The 16,586-nt window shown below is 63.4% G+C and carries 13 protein-coding genes; 7 read left to right on the top strand and 6 right to left on the bottom strand.

From position 1 onward, the window contains the following. Window positions 1–33: 33 nt before the first annotated feature. A complete protein-coding gene (locus NKJ37_RS07650) occupies window positions 34–1,623 on the bottom strand; it encodes a trimethylamine methyltransferase family protein (RefSeq protein WP_352439702.1) in 1,590 nt (529 codons plus the stop codon). 189 nt (window positions 1,624–1,812) lie between these two features. Further along, window positions 1,813–3,306, bottom strand: a complete 1,494-nt coding sequence (gene pdxR / locus NKJ37_RS07645; RefSeq protein WP_352439701.1) for a MocR-like pyridoxine biosynthesis transcription factor PdxR — start codon at window positions 3,304–3,306, stop codon at window positions 1,813–1,815. A gap of 268 nt (window positions 3,307–3,574) precedes the next feature. Here pdxR and pgi point away from each other — a divergent pair, with 268 nt between their 5' ends. Both pgi and NKJ37_RS07635 read left to right on the top strand, forming a co-directional pair. Continuing rightward, window positions 3,575–5,224 carry a glucose-6-phosphate isomerase gene (pgi, locus tag NKJ37_RS07640; RefSeq protein WP_502895826.1) on the top strand — a complete coding sequence of 550 codons (1,650 nt, stop codon included), beginning with the start codon at window positions 3,575–3,577 and terminating at the stop codon, window positions 5,222–5,224. Window positions 5,225–5,229: 5 nt separating this feature from the next. Next, window positions 5,230–5,952, top strand: a complete 723-nt coding sequence (locus NKJ37_RS07635; protein WP_128304850.1) for an HAD family hydrolase — start codon at window positions 5,230–5,232, stop codon at window positions 5,950–5,952. Between the two features lie 26 nt (window positions 5,953–5,978). Here NKJ37_RS07635 and NKJ37_RS07630 read toward each other — a convergent pair whose 3' ends face one another. Together NKJ37_RS07630 and NKJ37_RS07625 are read right to left on the bottom strand one after the other, a co-directional pair. Continuing rightward, window positions 5,979–6,707 carry a class I SAM-dependent methyltransferase gene (locus tag NKJ37_RS07630; protein WP_352751794.1) on the bottom strand — a complete coding sequence of 243 codons (729 nt, stop codon included), beginning with the start codon at window positions 6,705–6,707 and terminating at the stop codon, window positions 5,979–5,981. After that, a complete protein-coding gene (locus NKJ37_RS07625; protein WP_352439698.1) occupies window positions 6,704–8,710 on the bottom strand; it encodes a long-chain fatty acid--CoA ligase in 2,007 nt (668 codons plus the stop codon). Before NKJ37_RS07625 ends, NKJ37_RS07630 begins: the two co-directional genes overlap by 4 nt. Before the next feature lie 454 nt (window positions 8,711–9,164). On the opposite strand from NKJ37_RS07625, the gene NKJ37_RS07620 reads away from it, so the two are divergent. The 5 genes from NKJ37_RS07620 to NKJ37_RS07600 all read left to right on the top strand — a co-directional run bounded on the left by NKJ37_RS07620 (window position 9,165) and on the right by NKJ37_RS07600 (window position 14,427). Next, complete coding sequence (locus tag NKJ37_RS07620; RefSeq protein ID WP_023811486.1) at window positions 9,165–10,757, top strand: ABC transporter substrate-binding protein; 1,593 nt, start codon at window positions 9,165–9,167, stop codon at window positions 10,755–10,757. Between the two features lie 50 nt (window positions 10,758–10,807). Beyond that, a complete protein-coding gene (locus tag NKJ37_RS07615; RefSeq protein ID WP_023811485.1) occupies window positions 10,808–11,815 on the top strand; it encodes an ABC transporter permease subunit in 1,008 nt (335 codons plus the stop codon). 70 nt (window positions 11,816–11,885) lie between these two features. Beyond that, window positions 11,886–12,740, top strand: coding sequence for an ABC transporter permease subunit (locus NKJ37_RS07610; RefSeq protein WP_224618710.1), 855 nt, complete (start codon window positions 11,886–11,888; stop codon window positions 12,738–12,740). Between the two features lie 2 nt (window positions 12,741–12,742). Continuing rightward, the gene (locus tag NKJ37_RS07605) at window positions 12,743–13,597 is read left to right on the top strand and encodes an ABC transporter ATP-binding protein (protein WP_023811484.1); all 855 of its coding nucleotides are present in this window, start codon (window positions 12,743–12,745) and stop codon (window positions 13,595–13,597) included. Continuing rightward, window positions 13,597–14,427, top strand: a complete 831-nt coding sequence (locus NKJ37_RS07600; RefSeq protein ID WP_023811483.1) for a dipeptide ABC transporter ATP-binding protein — start codon at window positions 13,597–13,599, stop codon at window positions 14,425–14,427. Before NKJ37_RS07605 ends, NKJ37_RS07600 begins: the two co-directional genes overlap by 1 nt. A gap of 33 nt (window positions 14,428–14,460) precedes the next feature. Here the strand turns inward: NKJ37_RS07600 and NKJ37_RS07595 are convergent, their stop codons facing one another. Next, on the bottom strand, window positions 14,461–15,735 hold the full coding sequence (locus NKJ37_RS07595) for a cysteine desulfurase-like protein (RefSeq protein WP_023811482.1): 1,275 nt from the start codon (window positions 15,733–15,735) through the stop codon (window positions 14,461–14,463). A 46-nt stretch (window positions 15,736–15,781) separates the two neighbouring features. Further along, the gene (locus NKJ37_RS07590) at window positions 15,782–16,456 is read right to left on the bottom strand and encodes an amino acid ABC transporter permease (protein WP_023811481.1); all 675 of its coding nucleotides are present in this window, start codon (window positions 16,454–16,456) and stop codon (window positions 15,782–15,784) included. Between the last annotated feature and the right edge of the window lie 130 nt (window positions 16,457–16,586).

The following is a 16,586-nucleotide window of genomic DNA, read 5'->3' as shown; positions in this document are numbered from 1 at the left end:
GGTGGCTGCATGGCTGCACGAACTCGTCTCCGGTCAGCCGCCCATTTGCGTGCGCGGCAGGTGGATCAGGTTGCCGAAACGGGCACGCAATCTGTCGTCGACCTGTTTTGGCACATGGCGCGGAAATCGTTCGGCAAGAATGCGTTTCTTCTCGGTGATCGCACGCAGCAATATATCAGGCCGGCCCTTTTCGTTCCATTCCTTCGGCGAGGAACGATCGCCGAGGGCGGGATAGAAGTGCTCGGTCTGCATCAGCTTGAGCGTTTGTTCGTTGTCGAGATAGTGGCCCGGACCCTTGAGGCAGACCTCGGCGATGCTGTCGATCGACAGGGCCTCGTCGGTCACGTCGATGCCACGCGCGCAGCCCAGGCAATGACCGAGCATGTCGTTGTCGATGACCAGGCTCTCCAGGCAGAAGCCGAGCAGCGAGGCATGCATGCCGGCCGCCTCGTAGACGAGGTTGAGGCCGGAGAGGCCGGCCATCACATTGGTGATGCCTTTTTCGTAGCCGGACTGAATATCGGGCAATTTCGAATCAGTCATGCCGGCGGCGGAGCCGCCGGGCAGGTCGTAGAATTGCGCCATCTGGGCACAGGCCGCCGTTGCCACCGACTGCTCGGCCGACCCGCCCGCCATGGCGCCGGTGCGCAGGTCCGACATGAACGGCCAGGCGCCGAAGATCGCCGGATGGCCGGGCTTGAGCGCGTTGACATAGACCAGGCCGGCCAGCACTTCGGCCACCGCCTGCACGACGGCGCCGGCCATCGCCGCGGGTGCCGTGGTGCCGGACTGGCCGGTCGACAGCAGCAGGATCGGGATGCCGCCTTCAACGCAGGCCTCAAGCACGCCGCAGGCATCCTCGGCGAATTTCATCGGCGGCACGACGAATGAGTTGGAGTTGGAAACGAATGGCCGGGCGCGGAAATTCTCCTCGCCGCCGGCGATGGCGTACAGCATTTCAAGCGCAGGCTTCACGTTCTCACGCACGGTGAAGGATGTTCCGACGTGCTTCGATGTTCCCATCACACAGGCATAAAGCGTGTTGAAATCCATCTCGAGCGGATCGGCGATGTCGCGCGCCACCATCGGCCGCTGGAAGAAATGGATGTTGTCCAGCCCATCGACGATGCGGGCGGCATCATAAATATCCTGCAGCTTGGACTCGCGGTACTCGCGCTTTTCGATATCCACCAGGTGCACGGCGATGCCTGCCGTGCCGTAGTGCACGCGCTTGCCCTGGACCACCATGTCGTGCCTGGGGGCCTGGCCATGAAGTGTGAAATGTCGTGCCGCCCGCTTGATGGTGTCGAGCACGAGCGCGCGCGGAAAGCGGACCCGGCCATCGTCGCCATGGACCGCCCCCACCTTGGTCAGTACCTTTATGCAGGAAGGAATGGCGTTGGCGAAACCCACTGTCTCCAGAAGCGTCAGCACGCCTTCGTGGATACGCTCGCGGTCATCCCCGCGCAGCGGCCCGTAGCCGCCGCCCTCGATGGCCTTGTGCTGTGGTCTGGTATCCTCCACTAGGGGAGATGATCGCATGGCATGTCCTGTTTCGCGAAGACCGGAGCGTTGTGGACGACGGTTCGCCGGCGTGTCCTGCTGTTCGACAGCCACTGGCATGGAAGCACTCCACCTTCATCGGCAGGAACTCGTGGCGGTTGGTCCACCATCGGCCTGCTTCTTCCCCTGACGCCGACTATGCCGCCGGCACTGGCCCATCCTATGGGCCAGCTGGCCCAGTTCCATGTGCCAGAACTAAAATACCGGAGCCGCTGCGAGCGGCTCCGGTCATGAGAGATCAACGATGGATCAGGCGGCTGCGGGTCTGCGTCCGGCGGCCGTGGCCAGTTCGCGAATGCCTGGCTCGATGTGCTGCAGTGCGATCGACGAGATGCCCAGCCGCATGAAACGCGAAGGCTTTTCAGTGCGATCGAAGAAACGGTCGCCTGGCTCGATGATGACGCTGCGCGAGGCCGCTGCCTCGGCCAGCCCGCGCGAATCGGTGCCGCGCGGCCCTTCGAGCCACAGCGACGTGCCGCCGGCCGAATCGGTCGAGCGCCATTCCGGCAGGAAGGCGGAAATCGCATGGACCAGCCGCTTGCGCCGTTCGTCGAAGGCCGACGACAGCCGCCGCACCAGCGCCTCGTGGTGGCCGAGCGACAGGAACAGCGCGACGGCGCGCTGGTTGTTCGCCGGCGGATGACGCAGCATGAAGCGGCGCAGCGCCCTGAGTTCCGCGACCAGTCCCGCGGACGCCACGATGTAGCCGAGCCGCAGGCCGGGAGCCAGCGTCTTGGACATCGAGCCGACATAGACCACGCGGCCGGAGCGATCGAGGCTCTTCAGCGCTTGCTGCGGTGCCTCGTCGAGAAGCTGGCTGTCATAGCCATCCTCGATGATGATCTGGTTGTAGCGGTTGGCTCGCGCCAGAAGATCCTGCCGCCGCTCAGCCGACAACGGCACCATGGTCGGGCAATGATGGCTGGGCGTGACGAAGACGAAGCCGGAATCATTGGGAATAGAAGCGGTTACGATGCCGGACTGGTCGACCGGCACCGGCTGTATCTCCGCGCCCGCAAGGCGGAAGATCGAGCGGGCGTCGGGGTAGCCGGGGTCCTCCATCGCCACCTTGGAGCCTTTGGACATCAGCAGCGTCGCCAGCATGTAGAGCGCGTTCTGGGCGCCCAACGTGACGATGATCTCGTCGGGATTGGCGAAGATGCCGCGCCGGGGCAGGAGCCGCGCCTGGATCTGCTCGATCAGCAGCGGATCGTCACGGTCGACCATGTCGGACGCCCAGTTGCGGATTTCCAACACCGCCAGCGCCATGCGGTTGCACTCGCGCCATTCGGCGGTAGGGAACAGCGCCGGATCGAACTGGCCGTAGACGAAGGGGTAGGACGACTTGATCCAGTTCTCGTGCTTGGCCGGCGGCGGCATGTCGCTGGCGAAGATCTTGCGGCGTGCCTTCCAGTCGATCTCGTTGGCCTGGTCGGGCGCCTTCTGGTGCGGCTTGGCCGGTGTCGCCAGCACATCGGGATTGACGAAATGTCCACGCCGCTCGCGCGCCACCAGGAAACCCTGGTCGACGAGCTGCTGGAACGCCAGCACCACGGTTCCGCGCGCCACGCCAAGTTTTTCGGCCAGGATCCGGCAGGAAGGAAGCGGCATCGAAGCGGCGATCTGGCGGTCCAGAATGGCGGCCACGATGGCTTGGCGGATCTGCGCTTGCAGGGTTTGGCCGGATTCAGCCGAAATCCGGAACAGGCCGGACCATATCGCCGTGTCGTTTCGCTGTGGCATGGGAGATTTCCTCGATGGCCAGCCTTTTTCGCTTGGCTGGACCAGCCGAACGTAACCGTGGCACAAGGGGTTGCGCCAATCAATTTTTCTGATCGTTGGGATTTGCCAGTGATCCTTCACGCCATTTTGATGCTGCGCCGCGGCATAGTTGCGTGACTCTGTGCGTCATCGCTGCGCATTGAAACGGGTGGAGTTCGGCCCGATAGATTGTCGCGACGACACGCGCCGGAAACATCCGGTCCGTAATGATGGCTCGAGGTCTCGGAGTTTGGCAGTGGATCAATCGTCCTTTCAAAAACAGCTCGCCGCCTTGCGCGATCACCGCGCTGCAGCGCCCGCCAGCATGCGCCAGGCCTTCGCCGCCGATCCCAAGCGGTTCGTGGAATTCTCCGCCACCGATGGCGATCTGCTGCTCGACTGGTCGAAATGCGCGGTCGATGCGACCGCCATGGAACTGCTGGAAAAGCTCGCCCTGGCCGCCGATCTCGAAGCTCGTCGCGCCGCCATGTTCGCCGGCAAGAAGATCAACGTCACCGAGGACCGTGCCGTGCTGCACACGGCGCTGCGCAACCTGACCGGCAAGGGCGTCACCGTCGATGGCCAGGATGTCAAGGCTGACGTCATCGCCGTGCTCGACGCCATGGGCGCCTTTGCCGATGCCGTGCGCTCCGGCAAGGCGGCCGGCGCCACCGGCAAGAAGATCACCGACATCGTCAACATCGGCATCGGCGGTTCCGATCTCGGCCCGGCCATGGCGACGCTGGCGCTGGCGCCCTATCATGACGGGCCGCGCGCGCATTACGTTTCCAACATCGACGGCGCCCATATCCACGACACGCTGAAGGGGCTGTCCGCCGAGACCACGCTTTTCATCATCGCTTCCAAGACCTTCACCACCGTCGAGACGATGACCAATGCGCAGACGGCGCGCGACTGGGTGCAGAAGGCGCTCGGCAAGGAAGCGGTCGGCAAGCACTTCGCCGCCGTGTCCACTGCGCTCGATCTGGTCGCCAAGTTCGGCATCGCGCCCGATCGCGTCTTCGGCTTCTGGGATTGGGTCGGCGGCCGCTATTCGCTCTGGGGCGCCATCGGCCTGCCGGTGATGATCGCTGTCGGCCCGCGGAATTTTCGCGCCTTCCTCGATGGCGCGCATGAGATGGACGAGCATTTCCGTACCGCACCGGTGCAGGAGAACCTGCCGGCGCTGCTGGGGCTGGTCGGCTGGTGGCATCGCGTCATCTGCGGTTACCCGGCGCGCGCCGTCATCCCTTACGACCAGCGCCTGTCCAGATTGCCCGCCTATCTGCAGCAGCTCGACATGGAATCGAACGGCAAGAGCGTCACCCTCGAAGGCACGGCGGCAACGACGCCGACCGGACCGCTTGTCTGGGGCGAACCCGGCACCAACGGCCAGCATGCCTTCTTCCAGCTGCTGCACCAGGGCACCGATTTCATCCCGGTCGAGTTCCTCGCCGCGGCCGTCGGCCACGAGCCCGATCTCAAGCACCAGCACGATCTGCTGCTCGCCAACTGCCTGGCGCAGTCGGAAGCGCTGATGAAGGGCCGCACGCTGGACGAAGCCCGCGCCCAGATGCTGGCCAAGGGCATGAAGCCGGCCGAGGTCGACAAGATAGCCCCGCACCGCGTCTTCTCCGGCAATCGCCCCTCGGTGACCATCCTTTACCGCAAACTCGACCCGCGCACCTTCGGCCGGCTGATCGCGCTCTACGAGCACCGCGTCTTCGTCGAGGGCACGCTGTTCAACATCAACTCGTTCGACCAGTGGGGCGTCGAACTCGGCAAGGAACTGGCCACCGGCCTTCTGCCTGTCGTGGAGGGCAAGGAAAGTGCCGCCAAGCGGGACGCATCGACCGCAGGCCTTGTGGGATTCATCCACCATTTGCGTGGCTCGGAGTGAAAAGCTTGGCAGACATCAAGGGAATATTGTTCGACAAGGACGGCACGCTTGTCGACTTCAACGCCACCTGGCTCGGCGTTGCCGACTTCATGGCCATGGATGCGTCCGAAGGCGATCGCTGGAAAGCCGACAGGCTGCTGGCCGCCGCCGGCTTCGATTTCGCCAACAAGCGCTTTAAGCCTGACTCGATATTTGCCTCCGGCACCAATCTCGACGTCGTCGAATTGTGGTTTCCGCGCCTCTCCAACGAGGATCAGATGCTGGCGGTCGCCCGCTTCAACGAGATCACCTCGGTGCAAGGCTCGGCGATGGCCGTGGCGCTGCCGGGCATCGTCGACACGCTGACGGCACTGCACAGGAAGTCCTACCGGCTTGGCGTCGCCACCAACGATTCGACCAGCGGCGCGGAAAAGACGCTTGTCACGCTCGGCGTCGCCCAATTGTTCGACGCGGCCTATGGCTACGACGCGGTGGCCAATCCGAAGCCGGCGCCCGACACGATCCTGGCCTTCAGCGATCTCACCGGCCTCAGGCCGGCGGAAATCGCCATGGTCGGCGACAACCGCCACGACCTCGAAATGGCGCGTGCCGGCGGCTGCGGGCTGGCGGTCGGCGTGCTCTCCGGCACCGGAACCCGCGAATCGCTGGCCGGCATTGCCGACGCCATCCTGGATTCCGTTGCCGATCTGCCGGATTTTCTCTCGGCGCGGGTCAAGGAGACGATCTGATCCCGTCGGTAGACGCGGCCGCCTCGTCAGCCTTCGAAGCGAAAGACGCCGCTTGGCTGGAGCGCGCTGTCTTTCGCCTGGCCGAAATCCGGCACCTTATGTTCGGCGAGCAGGCGCAGCCGTGATCGTGGCAGATAGGCGCGGCTAGGATCGCCGACCAGGACCTCGATGCCGGCATTCAGGCAGCGTTCGAAAAAAGGCATGACGCGGTCGGCGACGCCTTGGCTGTAGAAGACATCGCCTGCAAGCACGAGGTCGACGGCCGGCGGCGGACCCCTGGTGATGTCGTCTCCGATCACGGTGATGGCGACACCGTTGGCCGCCGCGTTTAGAGCGAGCGCGGCAACGCCGTTGCGGTCGATCTCTGCGGCGATGACTTCGCGTGCCCCAGCCTTGGCGGCGGCAATGCCGACAAGACCCGAACCGGCGCCGAGGTCGAGCACGCGGCGGCCGGCTACCGTTTGCGGATGATCCAGTATGTGGCGCGCAATCACCGCGCCGCCGGCCCACACATAAGCCCAGTAAGGCGGCTGCGGCTCGGGTCCATCGTTGTCAGCCTCGATCGTGTCGTCATCGTCGCCAGCGCTTTGGTGCGGATCTATGAGCCGTCTCAGGCCACTGGCCGGATGCGGTGTATAAAGCTGGATCTCAGGCACCGACGGCACCGGGGCGAGGCGCATGTTCGTTCTGATGAATTCTGCCGGGTCAGGACGGCAAGGTGCATTTACGGCATCCGCGCCGCCGGCTGCAATCATTCGCGCAGTGCTCGCCGCAGGATCTTGCCGACCGGCGTCTTCGGCAACTCGGTCCTGAATTCTATGTATTTGGGCCGCTTGTAGCCGGTCAGGTTCTCGCGGCAGAAGGCGGTGAGCGTCTCCGCGGTCAGCGCCGGATCCTTCTTGACCACGAACAGTTTCGGCACCTCGCCCGAATGCTCGTCCGGCACGCCGACCGCCGCCACTTCGAGCACGCCCGGATGCATCGCCACGACTTCCTCGAGCTCGTTCGGATAGACATTGAAGCCCGAAACCAGGATCATGTCCTTCTTGCGGTCGACGATCTTGGTGTAGCCGCGCTCGTCCATGAAGCCCATGTCGCCGGATTTGAAGTAGCCATCCTTGGTCATCACCTTGGCGGTCTCATCGGGCCGGTTCCAGTAGCCCGCCATCACTTGCGGTCCTCGGATGCAGACCTCGCCGACCTCGCCGAGCGGCAAATTGTTGCCGTCGTCGTCGCGGATGGCGATCTCGGTCGAGGGCAGCGGCAAGCCGATGGTGCCGGTGAAGTCGCCGGCGGTGAACTTGTTGGCGGTGGCCACCGGCGAGGTTTCCGAGAGGCCGTAGCCTTCGGTGACCGAACAACCGGTCAGCGTCTTCCAGCGTTCGGCGACGCCCTTCTGCACCGCCATGCCGCCGCCCAGCGTCAGCACCAGCGGCTTGAAGTCGAGCTTGCGGAAATCCTCATTGTTGAGCAGCGCGTTGAAAAGCGTGTTGAGGCCGGGAAAGATGTGCACCGGATATTTCTGCAATTCCTTGACGAAGCCGGGAATGTCGCGCGGGTTGGGAATGAGCACATTGCGGGCGCCTTGCTGCATGCCCATCAGCGCGTTCACGGTCAGCGCGAAAATATGATAGAGCGGCAGCGCGCAGATGAAGTTGGGGTGCGCCGGTTTCGGCTTGATCGTGTAGGCATCCTCCATCCACTGCGCGTTCTGCGCAACGTTGGCGAGCACGTTTCTGTGCAGCAGTGTGGCGCCCTTCGACACGCCCGTGGTGCCGCCCGTATATTGCAGGAAGGCGACATCGTCGGCTTCCACCTTGGCCGGCTTGAAGCCCATGCCGGCGCCGGCCTTCATGGCGGCATTGAACTTGACATGGCCGGGCAAGGACCATGCCGGCACCATCTTCTTCACGCGGCGCACGACGAAATTGACGATCGTGCCCTTCAGGCCGCCAAGCATGTCGCCCATCGCGGCGACCACCACATGCTTGACCGTGGTCCTGGCGATCACCGCCTGCAGGGTGTTGGCGAAGTTCTCCAGGATGACGATGGCTTGCGCACCGGAATCCTTCAACTGGTGTTCGAGCTCGCGCGGCGTGTAGAGCGGATTGATGTTCACCACCACATAACCCGCTCGCAAGATCGCCATCATCGCCACCGGATATTGCAGCACGTTCGGCATCATCAGCGCGACGCGCGCGCCTTTCCGCAGGCCTTTCGATTGCAGGTAGGCGCCGAAGGCCGCCGACAGCCGCTCGACATCGGTGTAGCTGATGGACTTGTCCATGCAGGTGAAGGCCGGCTGCGCGGAAAACTGCTTGCAGGCGGCGACGAGGAAATCGCCGATCGAGCTGTAGGGCAGGGCGCCGATCTCGGCCTGCACGTTTTTCGGATAGCTCTTGAGCCACGGCTTTTCCGGCAAGCCGGCGGCCAGCGCCGTCAGCGTTTTCGGCAATCGGTTGGCGGTGGCGTCGGCCGGCCTTGCCGCCGGTGGGGTCTTCATCGCCGCGGCGGCTTTCGACGCCGGCCTGGCAGCGGGCTTTGCCGCCCCCGCTTTATTTCCCGACGCCGTCTTTCCGGCCGCAGCCTTGGCCGGGGCTTTCACCACTGGCCTTGTGCTTGCCCTTACGGGCGCCGCGGCCGCCTTCGGCGTGGCGGCTTTGGAAACGGGTGCTTTCGGCTTGGCAGTACCGGCTGCTTTCGACGGCGCCTTGGCTCCCGCTTTCACCGGCGCCGTCGTCCTTGATGCTTTTGCCAACCGTTCCTCCCTGGACAAGTCTTGTTCATCCGCGCCGCGCTCGCCCCTGAATTGACAAGGACGCCCTCCGCTGCGGCCGCTACACCCTATGTATTGCCTCCGTTGGTGACCGTGCAAGTCTTGCCCTTGCGGCAACATGGCGAAAGATTTGCCGTCGAAAGTCTTTGCCGCCGCCAGCGCTCCCAGGCGGTGTCCTGGCGTATCCCTCGGCCGCTCGGAAGCGCCGGGAACATTTATATCGTCAGCTTGGCGATCAATAAAAAAATTCGGTTGTTAATAATCTCGTGAATGGAAAAAACTGCTAATTTTTTCTGCAATTTGGCAAAATAGCGGATTTTTTTCCTGCTTCCCGCGGGGTAAGCAAACGGGGTGTTCCAAAGCCGGAAAAACGGTGCTTATATGCGCGCTTCGCGAGCCTGATAGAGGGGCTTGGAAGAACATCAGGGAGTGCTCAATGAATAAGAAGCTGACTTTTGCAGCCGCGTTGCTGGCTGCAAGCGTCCTGAGCGGCATGGCCAATGCGAAAACTCTGGTCTACTGCGCGGAAGCTTCGCCGGAAGGTTTCGATCCGGCGCCGTATACCGCAGGCCAGACGTTCGACGCGTCATCGCGCACCGTCTTCAACCGCCTTGTCGAATTCGATCACGGCAAGACGACGACCTCGCCGGGCCTGGCCGAGAGCTGGACGATCTCCGACGATGGCAAGGAATATGTCTTCAAGCTGCGCAAGGGCGTCAAGTTCGCCGCAACCGACTATTTCACCCCGACGCGCGACTTCAACGCCGACGACGTGGTGTTCTCGTTCGAACGCCAGGTCGACAAGAACGGCCCCTGGTTCCAGTACATTCCGGGCATTGCCTACCAGTATTACAATGACCAGTTCGGCGACAACATTACCAAGGTCGAGAAGGTCGATGACCTGACGGTGAAGTTCACCCTCAAGGAGCCGGCGATCACCTTCATTCCGACGCTGGGCATGGATTTCGCCTCGGTCGTCTCCAAGGAATATGCCGACAAGCTGCAGGCCGACAAGACGCCTGAGCTGTTCAACCAGAAGCCGATCGGCACCGGCCCGTTCATCTTCGTCGACTACCAGACCGACGCCGCCATCCGCTACAAGGCCAACCCGGACTATTGGGGCGGCAAGCAGAAGATCGACGATCTGGTCTTCGCCATCACCACCGATCCGGCGGTGCGCGCGCAGAAGCTCAAGGCCGGCGAATGCAACATCATGTCGTACCCGGCACCGGCCGACATCGCCGGCCTGCAGGCCGATGCGAACCTGAAGGTCGAGGAGCAGGAAGGCCTCAATGTCGGCGCGCTGATGTACAACACCCAGCAGAAGCCGTTCGACGACGTGCGCGTTCGCAAGGCGCTCAACATGGCCATCAACAAGAAGGCCATCATCGATGCCGTCTTCCAGGGCGCCGGCCAGGTGGCGATCAATCCGATCCCGCCGACCATGTGGTCCTACAACAAGGAAGTGAAGGACGATCCTTACGATCCGGATGCAGCCAAGAAGCTGCTTGAAGAAGCCGGCGTCAAGGACCTCAAGATGAACGTCTGGGCCATGCCGGTGTCGCGCCCCTACATGCCGAATGCGCGTCGCACCGCCGAGCTGATCCAGGCGGACTTCGCCAAGGTCGGCGTCACCGTCGAGATCGTCAGCTACGATTGGGGTGAATACCTTAAGCGCGCTTCCGCGGTCGATCACGACGGCGCCGTCATCGTCGGCTGGACCGGCGACAATGGCGATCCGGACAACTTCCTCGGCGTGCTCCTGAGCTGCGCTTCCGTCGGTTCGAACAACCGCGCGGAATGGTGCAACAAGGACTTCGATGCGCTCATCAACAAGGCTAAGACCGTTTCGGACCAGGCCGAGCGCACCAAGCTCTATGAACAGGCACAGGTCATCTTCAAGGAACAGGCACCCTGGGCGACGCTCGCTCACTCCAAGGTGTTCATGCCGATGCAGAAGACCGTCACCGGCTTTGCGATGGATCCGCTCGGTATCCACCGCTTCGACGGCGTCGATATCGCCGAATAAGGTTGCGAAACGGGGGCGCCACCATGTGGTGACGCCCCCACTCGCCCGCCATGCTGCGTTATATCCTCGGCAAGCTCGCCCTCATCATCCCGACCTTCATCGGGATAACCATCCTCGCCTTTGGCTTCGTGCGCATCCTGCCCGGTGATCCGGTGCTGGTGCTTGCGGGCGAACGCGGCCTGTCGCCCGAACGCCACACGGCGCTGATGCACCAGTTCGGTTTCGATCTGCCGATTTGGCAACAATACCTGACCTATCTGACGAATGTCCTGAGCGGCGATTTCGGCACCTCGTTTTCAACCAAGACGCCGGTGCTCAAGGATTTCCTGGTGCGCTTCCCGGCAACGGTCGAACTCGCCATCTTCGCCATGATCTTTGCCGTTGTCCTGGGTGTCGCCGCCGGCATCTTCGCCGCCATCCGCCGCGGCTCCTGGTTCGATCAGCTGACGATGGGCACGGCGCTGGCGGGCTATTCCATGCCGATCTTCTGGTGGGGCCTGCTGCTGATCATCGTCTTCTCCGGCACGCTGCACTGGACGCCGGTTTCCGGCCGCATCGACCTTCTCTATTTCTTCAAGCCGGTGACCGGCTTCATGACCATCGATTCGCTGATCTCGGGGCAGAAGGGCGCATTCCGCTCGGCGCTGTCGCACCTGATCTTGCCGACCATCGTGCTCGGCACTATCCCGCTCGCAGTCATCGCCAGGCAGACACGCTCGGCGATGCTCGAAGTGCTGGGTGAGGACTATGTCCGCACCGCGCGCGCCAAGGGCCTGGCGCCGCGCCGCGTCATCGGCCTGCATGCCTTCCGCAACGCGCTGATCCCGGTCGTCACCACCATCGGTCTGCAGGTCGGCACGCTTTTGACCGGCGCCATCCTGACCGAGAGCATCTTCTCCTGGCCCGGCATCGGCAAATGGATGATCGACGCCATCTCCAAGCGCGACTATTTCACCGTGCAGGGCGGCTTGCTTTTGATCGCGCTGATCGTCATGTCGGTCAACCTCATCGTCGACGTGCTCTACGCCGTCATCAACCCACGCATCCGGGCCAACTGACATGAGCAATGAAGGCCCAGCCACCATCGAAGCCGCGACCGTCGTCAAGCCGCAGGATGCCAGGCTGCAGATGTTCGGCGAGTTCTGGCACTACTTCTCCGTCAACAAGGGCGCGGTGATCGGGCTCTTCGTCTTTGCGCTGCTGATCCTGATCGCCATCTTCGCGCCGCTGCTGGCGCCGCATTCGCCGGACGATCAGTTCCGCGACTTCTTCCTGACGCCGCCGGCCTGGCAGGAGGGCGGCAACGCGCAGTTCCTGCTCGGCACCGACGCTGTCGGCCGCGATATGCTGTCGCGCCTGATCTACGGCTCGCGGTTCTCGCTCGCCATCGGCTTCGTCGTCGTCACGTCAGCGCTGATTTCAGGCGTCATTCTCGGCCTACTCGCCGGCTACTGCCGCGGCTGGGTCGACACGCTGATCATGCGCATCATGGACATCATCCTGGCCTTCCCGTCGCTGCTATTGGCCCTGGTGCTGGTCGCGGTGCTTGGCCCCGGCCTCGTCAACGCCATGATCGCCATCGCCTTCGTGCTGCAGCCGCATTTCGCCCGGCTCACCCGCGCCGCCGTGATGGCCGAGAAGACCCGCGAATATGTCGTCTCCGCCAAGGTCGCCGGCGCCAGTCATCTCAGGCTGATGCTGGTCACCATCCTGCCCAACTGCATCGCGCCGTTGATCGTGCAGGCGACGCTGTCCTTCTCCAACGCCATCCTCGAGGCGGCGGCCCTTGGCTTCCTCGGCATGGGCGCGCAGCCGCCGACGCCGGAGTGGGGCACCATGCTGGCCGAGGCGCGCGAGTTCATCCTGCGTGCCTGGTGGGTGGTTACTTTCCCGGGTCTCGCCATCCTGATCACCGTCTTCGCCATCAACCTGATCGGCGACGGCCTGCGCGACGCGCTCGACCCCAAGCTGAAGAGGTCGTGAGCATGCCTCTGCTCGAGATCAAGAACCTCACCGTTTCCTTCGACACCGCGGCCGGACCGTTCATGGCCGTGCAAGGCATCGACCTCTCGATCGAGCCGCGCGAAGTGCTGGCGATCGTCGGCGAGTCCGGTTCCGGCAAGTCTGTGGCGATGCTCGCGGTAATGGGCCTGTTGCCCAACACCGCAACCGTCAAGGCAGACCGCATGGCCTTCGACGGCGTCGATCTCCTGAAGCTCAGCCCGTCCGAACGCCGCAAGATCGTCGGCAAGGACATCTCGATGATCTTCCAGGAGCCGATCGCCAGCCTCAATCCGTGCTTCACCGTCGGCTTCCAGATCGAGGAGGTGCTGCGCTTCCATATGGGTATGGATCGCGCTCAGCGGCGCGCGCGGGCCATCGAGTTGATGAAGCTGGTCGGCATCGCCGATCCGGAAGAACGGCTTAGCTCGTTTCCGCACCAGATGTCGGGCGGCCAATGCCAGCGCGTCATGATCGCCATCGCCATCGCCTGCAATCCGAAGCTGCTGATCGCCGACGAGCCGACGACGGCGCTCGACGTCACCATCCAGAAGCAGATCCTCGATCTGCTGGTTTCGCTGCAGGCCAAATACGGTATGGGCCTGATCATGATCACCCACAATATGGGCGTGGTGGCCGAGACCGCCGACCGTGTCATCGTCCAGTACAAGGGCCGCAAGATGGAAGAGGCCGACGTGCTGTCGCTGTTTGAATCGCCGAAGAGCAATTACACGCGGGCGCTTTTGTCGGCGCTGCCGGAGAACGCCGTCGGCGACCGGCTGCCTACCGTTTCCGACATGATGTTCGAGCCGGCGCCTTCGGCAGTTGGAGCCGCCTGATGAGCACCACGGTCCTCGAAGGCAAGAACATCGTCCGCGACTACCATATCGGTGGTGGCCTGTTCACCGGGCCGCGCACAGTGCACGCGGTCAAGGGCGTCTCGTTCAAGGTCGACAAGGGCAAGACGCTGGCCATCGTCGGCGAAAGCGGCTGCGGCAAGTCCACGCTCGCCCGCATCATCACGCTGATCGATCCGGCGACGTCAGGCGACCTGTTCATCGACGGCAACAAGGTCGACATCGCCAAGGGCGGATTGACCAAAGAGATGCGCCGCAAGGTGCAGATCGTCTTCCAGAACCCCTATGGATCGCTCAATCCGCGCCAGAAGATCGGCGACGTGCTGGGCGAGCCCCTGCTGATCAACACCGACAAGCCGGCGGCCGAGCGGCGCGACCTGGCGATGAAGATGCTGAAGAAGGTCGGCCTCGGTCACGAGCACTACAACCGCTACCCGCACATGTTCTCGGGCGGCCAGCGCCAGCGCATTGCCATTGCCCGTGCGCTGATGCTCAACCCAAGCCTGCTGGTGCTGGACGAGCCGGTCTCGGCGCTCGATCTTTCCGTGCAGGCACAGGTGCTCAACCTGCTCGCCGACCTGCAGGACGAGTTCCAGCTGACCTATGTCTTCATCAGCCACGATCTGTCCGTGGTGCGCTACATCGCCGACGATGTGATGGTGATGTATTTCGGCGAAGCGGTCGAATACGGCTCGCGCGACGAGGTCTTCGCCGACCCCAAGCACAGCTACACCAGGACGCTGTTCGCGGCGACCCCGCGCGCCGACGTCGCCTCGATCAAGGCGAGGCTAGCGAAGAAGAAAGCCGCCTGACGCCGCGGCGTCAGGCCGTAGCATTCAGCTCGCTCAGGACAGCTTGGCGATGATGCTGCGTAGCGCTTCGCCGAAGCGCCGGACTTCCTCGACTGTGTTGTAGTGGACCAGTGAGGCGCGGATGGCGCCGCTGTCCATCGATAGGTTGAGGCGCTTCATCAGCCGCGGCGCATACATGTGGCCGTCGCGGATGCCGATCTGCATCTCGGCCATCTCTTCGACGATCCGCTGCGGCGACAGTGTGCCGATGTTGAAGCAGAACGTCGGCACGCGTTCGGTGATGCGGGCCTCGTCTGCGACGCCATAGATGGTCGCGCCGCAACCTTTCAGCACCGCAAGCATCTCGCGCGCCAGCACCAATTCGTAGTCGCGGATGGCGCCCATGCCGGCAACGATGTTGTCGCGCCGCGAGCGGTTGTTGGAGGGTGCGAGATTGCGGCCGATCAGTTCCAGGTACTGCACGGCGGCATCCATGCCGGAGACGTTCTCGTAGATGAACGTGCCTGCCTCGACCTTGTAGGGCGGCTCGTTGGGGATGAAATCCTCGCGGAAGGTCGGCAGCCGTTTCAGCGTTTCGAAACGACCCCAGAGGAAGCCCATATGCGGCGAGAAATTCTTGTAGCCGGAGCAGACGAGATAGTCGCAGTCCCAGGCCTGCACGTCGATCAGCCCGTGCGGTCCGTAATGCACGCAGTCGAGGAACACTTCGGCGCCGGCCGCGTGCGCGATCTTGGCCACCGCGGCGACATCGACGATCGAGCCGATCGAGTGCGCGGTGACCGTGCAGGCGACGAGACGGGTGCGGTCGGAAACCAGCGGGCGCAGATCGTCGACATGCAGATTACCGTCCTCGCGCATCCGCCACCATTTGAATTTCGCACCGGCGGATTCCAGCGCCAGCCAGGTCGCGATGTTGGCGTCGTGGTCCATGTCGGTGATGACGATCTCGTCACGCTCCTGAAGCATCTGACCGATACCGAGGCTGACCAGGCGGATGAACGAGGTGGCGTTCATGCCGAAGCAGATTTCCGCCGGGCTATAGGCGTTGATGAGCAGCGCTACGCTTGTCCGAGCATCGGCGACCGACTGGTCGACGGTGACGCTGCGGCCATAGCGGCCGCCGCGCTGCACATTGTGCGAAACCAGATGGTTGGTCACCGCGTCGAGCACGCTTTGCGGGATCTGCGCGCCGGCGGCGTTGTCCAAAAAGATGAAGTCGCCAGCCCGCTGCAAGGCTGGAAACATGGCGCGGATGGCGTCGACGGGGAACGCGGTGGCGTTTGCATTGTCGGTTTGATGCTTGTTCACGGGTAGGCTCCTGCAAAGGACTTGAGCGGGGATCAGGTAGTGGAGGTCAGCGCTTCTTTTCGGTCTTGAAGCGCTCTTCAAGCAGGCTGACGAGGCGGACCATCGGCCAGAGGAAGATGAGGTAGACAAGCGCTGCGCCGATCAGCGGCGAGGGGTTGGCGTAGAGCGACTGCGCGTTGGTCGCTTCCTTCAAGAGTTCCGGCAGCGCCACGGTGGAGGCGAGCGAAGTGTCCTTGAACATCGAGACGCAGTTGCTGGTCATCGGCGGGATGACGACGCGGATCGCTTGCGGCAGCACCACCTTGCGCAAGGTCAGCAGGAACGGCAGGCCAAGCGCCTGCGACGCCTCGAACTGGCCGCGCGGGATGCTCTCGATGCCGGAGCGGAACACCTCCGCCGAGTAGGCCGACATGATGAAGGCGAAAGCAGTCACGGCGGAGGCCCAGGACGACAGGCGTATGCCGAGGAACGGCAGTGCATAGTAGATCAGGATCAGCACGACCAGCACCGGCAGGGCGCGGAAGATGTCGGTGTAGCCGACCGCCAGCCACCGCAGCGGCTTCGGCGCATAGAGCCGCACCAGGCTGATCCCCAGGCCGATGGGGATGCCGATGCCGATGCTCAAAATGCCGAGCAGCAGCGTGTTCAGGAAGCCGCGCAGCAGCGCCGGCAGGCTGGACATGATGACATCGGGATTGAAGAAGGTATCCAGCAGCGACATGGGAGCGTTCCCGAACCCGAGAGCAAGGATGCTCAGGTTAAAACCAATCGACCTCGCCAATGGCGAGACGGTCTGCGCGGAAGCCGGCGCTGGCGCATGAAATGAATCGTGCCGGCCTGGAAAGCCGGCA

The organism is Mesorhizobium sp. M0140 (genome assembly GCF_040322475.1).
Classification (GTDB): Bacteria; Pseudomonadota; Alphaproteobacteria; order Rhizobiales; family Rhizobiaceae; genus Mesorhizobium.
The sequence above is the reverse complement of the archived record's forward strand: the minus strand, read 5'-3'. Positions and strand labels throughout refer to the sequence as shown.